General features: G+C 64.7%; 9 protein-coding genes. 7 read left to right on the forward strand and 2 right to left on the reverse strand.

What is annotated here, in order from left to right; translation table 11 throughout:
- Positions 1–89 precede the first annotated feature (89 nt).
- A complete protein-coding gene (locus AAHE99_RS22230) occupies positions 90–1,721 on the forward strand; it encodes a methyl-accepting chemotaxis protein (protein ID WP_342119539.1) in 1,632 nt (543 codons plus the stop codon).
- A gap of 10 nt (positions 1,722–1,731) precedes the next feature.
- Here AAHE99_RS22230 and AAHE99_RS22235 read toward each other — a convergent pair whose 3' ends face one another.
- Both AAHE99_RS22235 and mutS read right to left on the reverse strand, forming a co-directional pair.
- Entirely contained in the window at positions 1,732–2,703 is a 972-nt protein-coding gene (locus AAHE99_RS22235) for a hypothetical protein (protein ID WP_342119540.1), read from the reverse strand.
- Complete coding sequence (gene mutS, locus AAHE99_RS22240; protein WP_342119541.1) at positions 2,700–5,372, reverse strand: DNA mismatch repair protein MutS; 2,673 nt, start codon at positions 5,370–5,372, stop codon at positions 2,700–2,702. The genes AAHE99_RS22235 and mutS overlap by 4 nt, the downstream gene beginning before the upstream one ends.
- Before the next feature lie 178 nt (positions 5,373–5,550).
- Between mutS and AAHE99_RS22245 the strand changes: the two genes are divergently transcribed.
- Genes AAHE99_RS22245 through AAHE99_RS22270 form a run of 6 tightly spaced genes read left to right on the forward strand, consistent with a single transcriptional unit; the run spans position 5,551 to position 12,289 of the window.
- Complete coding sequence (locus AAHE99_RS22245; RefSeq protein ID WP_342119542.1) at positions 5,551–5,991, forward strand: type IV pilin protein; 441 nt, start codon at positions 5,551–5,553, stop codon at positions 5,989–5,991.
- Positions 5,992–6,561, forward strand: a complete 570-nt coding sequence (locus tag AAHE99_RS22250; RefSeq protein WP_342119543.1) for a GspH/FimT family pseudopilin — start codon at positions 5,992–5,994, stop codon at positions 6,559–6,561. It begins immediately after the preceding gene.
- 11 nt (positions 6,562–6,572) lie between these two features.
- The gene (locus tag AAHE99_RS22255) at positions 6,573–6,941 is read left to right on the forward strand and encodes a type IV pilus modification PilV family protein (RefSeq protein WP_342119544.1); all 369 of its coding nucleotides are present in this window, start codon (positions 6,573–6,575) and stop codon (positions 6,939–6,941) included.
- Between the two features lie 10 nt (positions 6,942–6,951).
- Positions 6,952–8,076: a PilW family protein gene (locus tag AAHE99_RS22260; RefSeq protein ID WP_342119545.1), complete on the forward strand. Its 1,125-nt coding sequence runs from the start codon at positions 6,952–6,954 to the stop codon at positions 8,074–8,076.
- Positions 8,073–8,681, forward strand: coding sequence for a pilus assembly PilX family protein (locus tag AAHE99_RS22265; RefSeq protein ID WP_342119546.1), 609 nt, complete (start codon positions 8,073–8,075; stop codon positions 8,679–8,681). Before AAHE99_RS22260 ends, AAHE99_RS22265 begins: the two co-directional genes overlap by 4 nt.
- Positions 8,682–8,695: 14 nt before the next feature.
- On the forward strand, positions 8,696–12,289 hold the full coding sequence (locus AAHE99_RS22270; protein WP_342119547.1) for a pilus assembly protein: 3,594 nt from the start codon (positions 8,696–8,698) through the stop codon (positions 12,287–12,289).
- Positions 12,290–12,377 lie beyond the last annotated feature (88 nt).

Here is a 12,377-nt window from a genome sequence, read left to right on the forward strand (position 1 = left end):
AAATAAGGCACCCCCCTCTCGAAGGGGGGTGCTTTTTTATATGGGCTGCCCAATACTTGTGCAATGCCATTTCCTTGAGGGAATATGATATGCGCAAGAATTTACCTGTCACCAGCATCGAGTTTGAAATGGAGGATGGCCGTCCCATCGTCTCCAAAACAGACCTGAAGGGTAAGATCACCTATATCAACCCCTATTTCATCGAGGTCAGCGGCTTCACAGAAGACGAGCTGATCGGCGCGCCGCACAACCTGGTGCGCCATCCCGACATGCCGCCGCAAGCCTTTGCAGACCTTTGGCAGTGCCTGAAGGCCGGCCTGCCGTGGACCGGCATGGTGAAGAACCGCCGCAAGAACGGCGACTTCTACTGGGTGGTGGCCAACGTCACGCCGGTCATGGAATACGGCCGCGTCACCGGCTACATGTCGATCCGCAGCAAGCCGAGTCGCGCGCAGATCGAAGCGGCCGACCGCCTGTATCGGTCCATCAATTCCGGAGAAGCCAAGGGCATCGCGATCCGCCAGGGCCAGGTGGCACGCACCGGCTGGATCGGCAAGCTGCTGGCGCTGCGGAACATGTCCCTGCATACGCGCCTGATGACGATGGGCGCTGTAACCTGCGCCTTGTTTGCCGCGATGGGCCTGGGCGACATCAACCCGCTGCTTGGTGCGGGCGCAGGCATCGTTTCCACCGTGGCGGGAATCTGGCTGCTGCATGGCGCCATCGTGGCGCCGCTGCAGGAGGCGACGCGCGCCGCGCGCGCCCTGGCGGGCGGCGACCTGACCGGTACTATCAGTGCGGAGCGCGGCGACGATATGGGCCAGCTGCTGCGCGCCTTGCAGCAGATGAACGTCAACCTGGTGGCGATGATCGGCGACGTGCGCGGCAATGTGGACGCGATGAATGCGGCCACGCGCGATATCGCGGCCGGCAACCAGCACCTGTCGGGCCGTACGGAAGCGCAAGCTTCCAGCCTGGAGGAGACGGCGTCCAGCATGGAAGAATTTTCGTCCACCGTGAAGCAGAATGCCGACAGCGCCCAGCAGGCCAACCGCCTGGTGGCCGGCACCAGCGAGGTTGCCTCGCGCGGCGGCAGCGTGGTAGCCAGCGTGGGGGCGACCATGGGCGATATCAGCGCTTCGGCGCGCAAGATCGTCGACATCATCGGCATGATCGACAGCATTGCGTTCCAGACCAATATCCTGGCGCTGAATGCGGCGGTGGAGGCGGCGCGGGCGGGCGAGCAGGGGCGCGGTTTTGCGGTGGTGGCTTCCGAGGTGCGCAACCTGGCGCAGCGTTCGGCGGCGGCGGCCAAGGATATCAAGACGTTGATCGACGATTCGGTGCAGCAGGTCGAGCGCGGCGGCAAGCTGGTAGGCGAAGCCGGGCAGACCATGGAGGAGATCATCGCGTCGGTGCAGCGGGTGTCGAGCATCATGAGCGAGATCGAGCTGGCGAGCCGCGAGCAAAGCAGCGGCATCGAGCAGGTCAACCAGGCGATCGGGCAGATGGACGAAGGCACGCAGCAGAACGCGGCCCTGGTGGAGGAGGCGGCTGCCGCAGCTGATAGCTTGAACCTGCAGGCGGTGCAGCTGGCGCAGGCGGTCGGCGTATTCCACCTGCCGCGCCGTGCCGGCGATGTGCTGGCACTGGGTCGCCACAGCCAACGGCCGGCGGCGCAGGAGGCCGCGGCGGGGGACCGGCAGCGCCTGGCCGGCTAGCGCCTATCGCTCAGTCCTTGTCGGCGGTGCCCAGCGTGAACAAGGCGCCGCTGCCGGGGATCACGCGCAGCGTCGCCAGTTCGGCGCCCAACGCCAGGTGGCCGACGTTCTTGTTCCATTCAATGGCCGTGGCAGCCTTGTCCTGCTTGCGGCTGTCGACCAGCAGCAGCTGGCCGGGGTATTTGTCGGCCAGGCTGCGCACCAGCCGGCGGATTTCGGTAAAGCCGTCCTTCTTCTGCGACAGGCGGGCGAAGAAGCCCTGTTCGACGTGGGCGCCGATATCGCCTTCCATCACCAGCACCATGCCGGGCAGCTTCTTGCGCTTCGCCAGCAGGAAGGCGCGCTGCAGCCAGGCGCGGTTGGCCACCATGCGGTCTTCGTATTCGCTGTTGCGGCCTGCCTCGGTCAGGTAGTGGTTGTTCTTCGCCGGGACGTTAATGGTGACGAACAGGATGTTCTCGTGCTCCCAATAGGCGTTTTCGGCGTAGTCGCGGAATTTGGCGATGGCGGACTGGCGGTTCAGGGGCAGCTTGCCCTTGCCCAGCGCGTCCGGTTCGGCGAAGAACAGCTCGCGGATGCGGTTCAGGCGTTCGATGGCATTCGATTTGCCGTTGGTATTGCGGCAGTCGGCCCAGTCGCTGCCGGCCGGCAGCAGCACCAGGGGACGTGCGGCGCTGTCCATCAATTCGCGGCGCTCGGTGTACAGGCGGTCGCTGCACGCTTCGCCCGCGCCCTTGATGCCGGTGGCGATGACGAACGCCGGTTCGGCCTGGCCGGCTTCTGCCAGCAAGCGGCGGAATTCGGCGTCGGGACCATCGTCGCCTTCGGATTTGGCATTGCCATTGCGGAAGCTGTGGCCCAGCAGGGCGAAACTGAACTCGCCCTTGCGCGCCGCCTTTTCGTGGCGGGCGTGCACATGGGGCGCCGCGCCCAGCCCGACGGCCAGCACGGCTGCAACCAGCAGGGCGGCCGGGCGGATCATGCCTGGGCCAGGCGCTTCAGCTGGTACAGGCGGTCCAGCGCTTCGCGCGGGGTCATGGCGTCCGGATCGATGTCGTCCAGCGCGGCCAGCAGTTCCTCGGCGCGCGGGTCGGCCGCGGCTGGCGCTGCGGCCTCGTCGTCATTGGCGTCGGCCGTTGGTGCCGCAAACAGGTCGAGCTGTGGCGTTGCATCCAGCGCCTGCGCTTCCAGGCGCGCCAGGTGCTTGCGCGCAGCCTTGATCACCTGCTGAGGCACGCCGGCCAGCTGGGCCACCTGCAAGCCGTAGCTTTGCGAGGCCGGGCCGTTCTGCACCGCGTGCAGGAACACGATGGAATCTTTATGCTCCACGGCCGACAGGTGCACGTTGGCGGCGGTTGGATGCGCTTCCGGCAGCTGGGTCAGCTCGAAGTAGTGGGTCGCGAACAGGGTGAAGCTGCGGCTCGATTCGATCAGGTGGCGCGCAATCGCCCACGCCAGCGCCAGGCCGTCGAAGGTGGAAGTGCCACGGCCGATTTCATCCATCAGCACCAGCGAATGCTCGGTGGCGCCGTTCAGGATGGTGGCCGCTTCGGTCATCTCCACCATGAAGGTGGAACGGCCGCCGGCCAGGTCGTCGGTGGCGCCGATACGGGTGAACACGCGGTCGATCGGGCCGATGGTGGCGCTGGCGGCCGGCACATAGCTGCCCACGTAGGCCAGCAGCGTAATCAGGGCAACCTGGCGCATGAAGGTCGATTTACCGCCCATGTTCGGGCCGGTGATCAGCAGCAGGCGGCGTTCGGCCATGAATTTGCAGTCGTTGGCGATGAAGCGCTCGATCTGGTTTTCCACCACCGGGTGGCGGCCTTCCACGATATTGATGCAAGGCTCGGCCACCAGGTTCGGCGCGCACCAGTTGTTGCGCAGTGCGTGTTCGGCCAGCGCGCACAGGGTGTCGACCTGGGCCAGCGCCTGGGCGATCGACTGCAGCGTGCCGATGAAGGGGGCCAGCGCGCCCAGCAGCTCGTCGTACAGCATCTTCTCGCGCGCCAGGGCGCGGTCCTGCGCCGACAGGGCCTTGTCTTCGAAGGCCTTCAGCTCAGGGGTGATGTAGCGTTCGCAGTTCTTCAGGGTCTGGCGGCGGCGGTAGTCGTCCGGCACCTTGTCGGCCTGGCCATTGGTGACTTCGATGTAGAAGCCGTGTACGCGGTTGTATTCGACGCGCAGGTTGGCGATGCCGGTGCGCTCGCGCTCGCGGGTTTCCAAGTCGACCAGGAACTGGCCGGCGTTCTCCGACAGGCCGCGCAGTTCATCCAGTTCGGCATCGAAGCCGCGTGCGATCACGCCGCCGTCGCGCACCATGGTGGCCGGTTCCGGCATGATGGCGCGCACCAGCAGGTCGACGCATTCCTGCGGCGAGTTCAGGCCGTGGTGCAGCCTGGCCAGCAGGCCCTCGGCATTGTCGTGGCCCAGGGCGCGCAGCATGGCGTGCTGCAGTTTGGGCAACTGCTGCAGGCCGTCGCGCAGCGCCGACAGGTCGCGCGGACGGGCCGACAGCAGGGCCACGCGGGTGGTGATGCGTTCGATATCCGGCACTTCGGCCAAATGGTAAGCCAGCGAGCCGGTGGTGTCGTGCTGCATCAGCGCGGCGATGGCGTCGTGGCGCGCGCGGGCCACCGACTGGTCGCGCTTGGCGTGGTGCAGCCAGTGGCGCAGCAGGCGCGAACCCATGGCGGTGCGGCAGTGGTCCAGCAGCGAGAACAGGGTTGGCGACTCCTGGCCGCGGATGGTTTCCGTCAGCTCCAGGTTGCGGCGGGTGGCGGCGTCCAGGCCGATGTACTCGTTTTCCGTTTCGCAGCTCAGGCTCTTGACGTGCTGCAGGCCGCGGCCCTGGGTATTCTGTGCATAGCGCAGCAGGGCACCGGCCGCGCCGAACGCCGCGCCCAGGCCTTCCGCACCGAAGCCGGTCAGGGTGGCCACCGCCAACTGGTCGAGCAGCGCCTTGTGCCCGTGCACCACGTCGAAATGCCAGGCCGGCACATTGTTCACGTGGCACAGCGTGATTTCCTCGAACATGTCGGCGTCGTCGCCGCGCAGGATTTCAGCCGGCGCGATGCGCTCCAGCTCCTGCTGCAGGCGCAGGTTGACGCTGCGCTGGTCGCCGGAAAACTCCATCAGGCGCAGCGCGCCGGAAGCCAGCGACAGCCAGGCCAGGCCGCAAGTGATGTGCTTGCGGTTGTTAATCATGGTCATGGCCAGCAGCGGGCGTTCCGATTTTTCCGGCAGCAGGTCGGAATCGGTCAGGGTGCCCGGGGTGACCACGCGCACCACCTTGCGTTCGACCGGTCCCTTGGACAGGGCCGGGTCGCCGATCTGCTCGGCGATGGCGCAGGACTCGCCCACCTTGACCAGCTTGGCCAGGTAGCCATCCAGCGAGTGGAACGGCACGCCGGCCATCTTGATCGGCACGCCGTTCTGGCTGCCGCGCGCGGTGAGGGTAATGCCCAGCACGCGGGAGGCCTTCTCCGCGTCATCGAAGAACAATTCGTAGAAATCGCCCATGCGGTAGAACACCAGCATGTTCGGGTAATCGGCTTTGATGCGCAGGTACTGCTGCATCATCGGGGTGACTTTTTCGGCCGGGCTGTTCTTGACGGCGTCGGGATTGATTTCGGCAGGCAGGGTGGTCATCGGTTCATTCGGTGAGGCAGCGCGCCACGCGCGCATAAACCTTGCATTTTACCCCACGCGGGCCGAATGCCTTAATGATGCGTTTAGGCAACATTGCTCGAGATAAGTTGCATAAATGGGTTAAACTTCTGTCAAATTAATTTTAGGCAATAGAAATATCATTATTAAAGGAAGTCTTGTGAGGCAGATATCCCAGTGCCGCGGCCGTGGTTTCACCCTGATTGAACTGATGGTTACCGTGGCCATCATCGCCATCCTGGCAGCGGTTGGCATCCCCATGTACCGGGACCACGTGATCCGCGGCCATATTCCGCCGGCCATCGCGACCCTGGCTGAAATGCGCCTGAAGATGGAGCAGTACTTCCAGGATAACCGGAAGTACACGGACGCCTGCAATAACGGCGCGCCGGTGGCGCCGCCGACCAGCAACGAGTTCACGTTCAGCTGCGACATCCCGGGCGCCGAGACCTTTACCCTGAGCGCGGTCGGCAAGGGCAAGATGACCGGCTTTACCTATACGATCAACCAGAACAACGAGAAGAAAACCACCGCGCTGCCGTCCAACTGGGGCAGCGTGCCGGCTACCTGCTGGGTCACCAAGAAAGGCGGGGGCTGCTAAATGCACACCCAGCGCGGTGCGACGTTGATCGAGCTGATGGTCGGCATCAGCATTATGGTGTTCCTGCTGGCGACTGCCATGCCGTCCTTTACGCGCTGGCTGCAGGATGCGCAGAACCGTACGGCGGCGGAGTCGGTGATGAACGGGCTGCAGCTGGCGCGCATGGAGTCGCTGCGCCGCAATACGCTGGTGCGCTTCAGGCTGACCGACAGCACCGGCAAGGTCGCGTGGGAAGTGGGCTGCGTCGCCGTCACTGCGACTTGCCCTGCCACCATCCAGAGCCGCCTGGCGACGGAGGGCGGCGGCAATGCGCGCGTCGGCGTCGGCCGGGCCATCGGCCAGTATGGCACCGCGATCAGCGCCGGCAGCAACCTGTTGGCCAGCGTTGACTTCGACGGCCTGGGCCGCGCGCCGCTGGCCGGAGGCGGCACTGAGATCAACCGGATCGACATCACCAACGCCAAGCTTTCACAGGCGCGCCGCTACGTGCTGACCGTCGGCAGCGGCGGGCAAATCCGCATGTGCGACCCGGCGTTGACATTCCCCGCCAATCCCCAAGGCTGCGGTTAAGGAGCATTCCCATGGTTCGAAAAAAAATTCCTGGCAAACAGGATGGATTCGCGTTGCTTGAAGGTTTGATCGCTATCGTGATTTTCTCGGCCGGCGTGCTGGCATTCGCCTGGATGCAGGTGGCGGCGACGCGCCAGGTGACCGAATCCAAATACCGTATCGAAGCGAGTTTTGCCGCCAACCAGTTGCTGGGCCAGATGTGGACGCAGCGCTCCAACCTGGAAGTATTTGTGGAGGACGAGGTGAATTTTGCTGGCCTGCCAAACGGCAAGCGCAGCGTCGCCGTCGACGGCCACAAGGTAACCATCACGCTCAGCTGGACCGCGCCCGGCGAAACGCGGCGCCGCAGCTACCAGGCGGTGGCCGAGATCAATGCCTGAGGAATTTTTCATGCGACATACACAACGAGGATTCAGCCTGGTCGAAATCATGGTCGGCCTGGTGATCGGCATGCTGTCCATGCTGGTCGTGCTGCAGTTCTTCACCAATGCCGAAGCGCGCAAGCGCACCACCACCGGCGGCGCCGACGCCCAGACCGCCGGCGCCATCGCGCTGTACATGCTGGAGCGCGATACCAAGATGGCAGGGTGGGGCATGGAGATGAACGGCTTTTCCGGCTGCGAGCGGCTGTTCACGTATTGCGACGGCCGCAACGCAGCGTGCGGCGGCGGCGCGGAAGGCCCGCTGTCCGGCTTGACCTTCGCTCCGGTCCTGATCCGCGATGGCGCCAACGGCGCCCCGGACAAGATCGCAGTCCAGTATTTCTCCGACCCGGATGTCAGCACCTTCAAGCTGCCCAGCAACGCCAAGCTGCGCGACACCATGCCGCAGTCGTCGGCGGTGCTCGAGGTGAACACCACCAATGGCTGCCGTGAGAATGAGCTGATGCTGGTGTCGCAGGCCGGCAGCTGCACCTTGATGAACATTACCCAGGTGCTGGAGACCTCGCTCAAACTGCAGCACAACCCGGGCAAAAGCGGCCCGTACAACCCGACCATCAACTACCAGCGCGATAACGGCTGGCCCGCCTACACCACCGGCGCCCGGGTGTCCTGCTTCAAGGGGGCTGCCAATTCGCCGGTGTTCAAGCGCGAATACTCGGTCAAGTCCAACGTGCGCCAGCTGGTGCGCAGCGATAACACCAAGACGCCGGCCGTGGTTGACGAACTGGTCATGGCCGACATCGTCGACCTGCAGGCGCAGTACGGCGTGGCAAACGACGGCATGCAGGACGTCGCCGCCTGGGTCGACGCCACTGGCGACTGGGCCGCGACGACGCCGGCGCGCTGGCGCCGCATCAAGGCGGTGCGGGTGGCGATGGTGGCGCGCAGCAGCCAGTACGAGAAGGCGGCGACCGGCCAGAGCTGCAGCGCAACCAGGACCACCGATGTGGCCAACTGGTCCAGCTGGGCCACCTTCCGCACCAACGCCTATCCAAGCGACTGGGGCTGCTACCGCTACAAGGTCTTCGAAACGGTGATCCCGCTGCGTAACGTCATCTGGGGCATCCTATGAAGCGCCTCCTTATCCCGCGCCGCGTGCAGCAGGGCGTGGTGCTGGTCCTGACCCTGATCGTGCTGGTGGCGCTGACGCTGGCCGGGCTGGCCCTGATGCGCTCGGTCGATACCTCAACGCTTATCGCCGGCAACCTGGCGTTCAAGCAAAGCGCCACCATCAGCGCCGATGCCGGCGTCGAAGCGGCCTTGCAGTGGCTTGGACGTAACCGCGGCAACCTGAATAGCGACATTGCCGCCAGCGGTTACTACGCCACCAGCCAGGATGCGCTGGATCTGACCGGAAATGCCACCACCGCCACCAACGACAACCTGAACTGGAACAACAACAGCGCCGTCGAACGGCTGGACACCGACCAGGTGGGCAACCAGGTGTCGTACGTCATCCACCGCATGTGCAACACGGCGGGCAATATCAATGCCACCACTTGCGCCACCGAATCCATGACGATGGATGGCAAAAGCCTGGGCAGCTCGCGCCAGATGCTGACCTACCAGCCGGGTTCCTGGGACGACGCCGCCAACCGCGTCTTCTACCGGATCACGGTGCGGGTCGACGGCCCGCGCTCCAACGTCAGCTTCGTGCAGGCGGTCATTCTCCAATAATGCGAAATCAAGCCATGAGGCCACACTTCAAATACACCCGGACCGCGAAACTGCTGGCCAGCGGCATGCTGCTGGTGGTTGCGTCGCGCGCGGTCGGTACCGACCTGGCGGACAAGCCGCTGGCCAACGCCACCACCGTCGCGATCCTGCCCAATATCATGCTGGACCTGGACAACTCGGGCAGCATGGCCTGGGACTATATGCCCGACTATGTGCGCATGCGTTCGGACTGGGTCTTCGGCCTGTGGTGCCGCGATGCGGCCGGCAACGAAAATGCCGGCGTGTGCGAGCAGGGCGACCCGCCGTATTTCGCCAGCGCGTTCAACAAGCTGTATTACAACCCGAATGTGCGCTACCAGTGGCCGGTGAATGCCGACGGCACGCGCAAGGCGGACGGCAACGGGCGCACCGCCTACCGGTCGCCGTGGGACCAGGTGCCGAGCGACGGCTATGGCGTGCAGAAGATCGACAAGCTGTATCGGGAGCCGGCGCAGGCTTACCCCTGCTATCCGACCGGCGGCCGCGATGGCTGCGATAGTTTCGAACCAAATACCACGTTCGACCTGGCTGGCAATTTCCCGGAACGCGTGTGGTGCGATCCGACCGAGACCGATTGCCGGGAAGCGATCTACGGCGGCACCTATTCCTATCCGTCCGCCGGCTACCTCAAGCTGAAGGTCAGGAAGGGCTCACCGTACTATTACAACGTGACGGTCGAATGGTGCAACGACGCCGGCACCACCTGCCAGGCCAACAAGACCAGCGAATTTTCCAAGGTCCGCTTCAGCAACTGGCAGCGGGTCAACATCCGCTCCGGCGCGACCTTCGCCAAGGGCCTCGCGCGCACCGATTGCAGCGGCGCCACCTGCACCTATGACGAGGAGATGAGCAACTTCGCGACCTGGTTCGCCTGGTACCGCACCCGCGCGCAAATGGCCAAGTCTTCGATCGGCCACGCCTTTGTCGACGTGCGCGGCACGCCCAAGCGCGACCGGGAGCTGTTGGCCGATCCGCGCGATACCGATTTTTTCCATGCCCGTATCGGCCTGACGACGATCGACCAGTCCACCATCAACCTGCCGATCGCGGCCTTCGACACTACCCAGAAAACGTCGTTCTACACCCAGCTGTATGGCGCGGTGCCAAGCGGCGGCACGCCGCTGCGCACGTCGCTGAACGAGGTGGGCAAGATGTACCAGGGCACCAGCACGGTGTATCCGACCAGCCCGATCCAGTTTGCCTGCCAGCGCAACTTCACCATCCTGGCCACGGACGGCTACTGGAATGGCGGCGAATCCGGCCTGGCCGACCAGGACGGCCAGGCCGGCGTCAAGCGGCCGTCGTATATGCCGGCCAGCGATGTGAATGCGCAGAAGACGCTGGCTGACGTCGCCTATTACTACTACCACACCGACCTGCGCAGCGATATGGAAAATATCGTGCCGGGCAGCGGCAAGGCCGACATCGACGACGTCGCCAAGCACCAGCACATGACCACCTTCACCCTGGGGCTGGGCGTGGATGGCACGCTGGGCTACCGCCCCGACTACAAGAAGGAGTCGGCCGATTCGGGCGATTACTTCGACATCCTGCAAGGCACGAAGAACTGGCCGGTACCGCAGGCCAACGAGCAGGAAACCATTGACGACCTGTGGCATGCGGCAGTCAATGGCCGCGGCCAGTATTTCAGCGCCAAGGATCCGGTCGCGCTGGAAGACGGCATCCGCAAGGCCCTGAACAGCATCGAGCGCGTCGACGGCAGCGGCGCAGCGGCGGCCACCAGTAACCTGCAGCCGACGGCTGGCGACAATTTCATTTATATCGCCAAGTACCGCACCCAGTTGTGGGATGGTGAATTGAGCGCCTATACCTTCGACCTCGACTCGGGCAAGATTGCCGACAATCCGAACTGGCAGGCATCGCCCCTGCTGAACGACAGGGTCGACACGGTGCGGGGCACCGACACCCGCACCATCTGGACCTCGAACAGCAACCGCGCCATGGTGCCGTTCCAGATCTCGGCCAATGCCAGCACCGGCGTCTCCAGCTCGTACTTCGTCAACAGCCGCTTGAGCCAATATATCGAACTGTCGTCCGAGCAGCAGGCCGCCGCGACGCCGCAGGCGATGCTGAAGTACCTGCGCGGTATTAATCCGACCAAGCGCGTGACCGAGAACGGCGTCGAGAAATATGTGTCGATGGGCTTGTACCGCGAGCGCGACAAGCTGCTGGGCGACTTCATCCATTCGCAGCCGGTGTACGTCAAGAAGGCGCCGCACGGCTTTACCGATGCGGGCTACCTGGACTTCAAGACCGCCACCAGCACGCGCCAGGGTGTGGTGTACGCCGGCGCCAATGACGGCATGCTGCACGCCTTCGATGCCAATACCGGCGAGGAGTTGTGGGCCTATATTCCACCGATGGTGCTGCCGAACCTGTGGCGCCTGGCCGATGTCAACTACGCTGAAAACCACCGCTACTTCCTGGATGGCCCGATCACGGTGTCGGACGCCTATCTGGACGGAGCGTGGAAAACGGTGCTGATCGGCGCCCTGGGCAAGGGCGGGCGCGGCTACTATGCGCTCGACATCACCGATCCGCTGACGCCGCGCGTGCTGTGGACCTATTCGGCCGAGAACAACGCCAACGTTGGCTACACCTACGGCACCCCGTTCATCACCAAGCTGTCCGACGGCGTCTGGGCCGCAGTGCTGACTTCCGGCTATAACAACGTGGCGGAGACCGGCGTGGTGGCGGGCGGCGACGGCAAGGGCCATGTGTTCGTGCTGAACCTGGCGACCGGTGCGCTGATCCGCGATATCCGTACCACGGCCGGCAGCGAAACCGATCCGAGCGGCCTGTCGCGCCTTAACCTGGTGGCGAACGACTTCGACAGGAACAATACCGCCGTCGCGGCCTACGGCGGTGACCTGCACGGCAATATGTGGCGTTTCGATTTGGGCAGCAGCACGCCCACCTTGCTGATGGCGATGGGACGCAGCAAACCGATTACGACGGCGCCGGAAGTTTCCAAGGTCGACGAGCAGCGCGTGATTTTCTTCGCCACCGGACGTTACCTGGGCGATAGCGACCTGACCACCAGCGACCGGCAAGTGATCGTGGGCGTCAAGGATTCGGCCACCGCGGTGCCGTTCCCCGGCACGCTGGTGCAGCAGGCCTTTGGCGATGGCGGCGAACATGCGCGCACCGGCGGCACCCGCACCGTGACCTGGAGCACGGCGCCGGGCTGGTACGTCGAGCTGCCGAGCAGCGGGGAACGCGTCGCCATCGACCCGCAGCTGTACTTTGGCACCTTGCTGGTGTCCAGCGTGGTGCCGAGCGCCACCGATTGCCAGCCGGGCGGCTACAGCTGGCTGTACCAGTTGGATTTCCGCACCGGCGGTGCGGTGAATACGAACGTGCCGGTGGGCGCGTGGCAAGCGTCGCCGATCGTTGGCCTGACCGTCAGCAAACTGCCGAACGGCACGCCGGTGATCCACACCGTGAAGGCCAACGGCGAAAAACCGAAGCCGGAGGAGATGGAGCTGAGCCCGATGGGCCGGGCTGGCCAGATCCGCCGCGTGCTGTGGCGTGAACTGGCCAAATAAGCGGCGGCTCCCACCGCCGGCCAGCCTGGCGGCGCTGATGTTGTCGCTGCTGGCCCACCTGGCCTTGCTGTCCGCCCCCGGCCTGCGC

Source organism: Pseudoduganella sp. OTU4001 (assembly GCF_038440195.1).
Classification (GTDB): domain Bacteria; phylum Pseudomonadota; class Gammaproteobacteria; order Burkholderiales; family Burkholderiaceae_D; genus Rugamonas.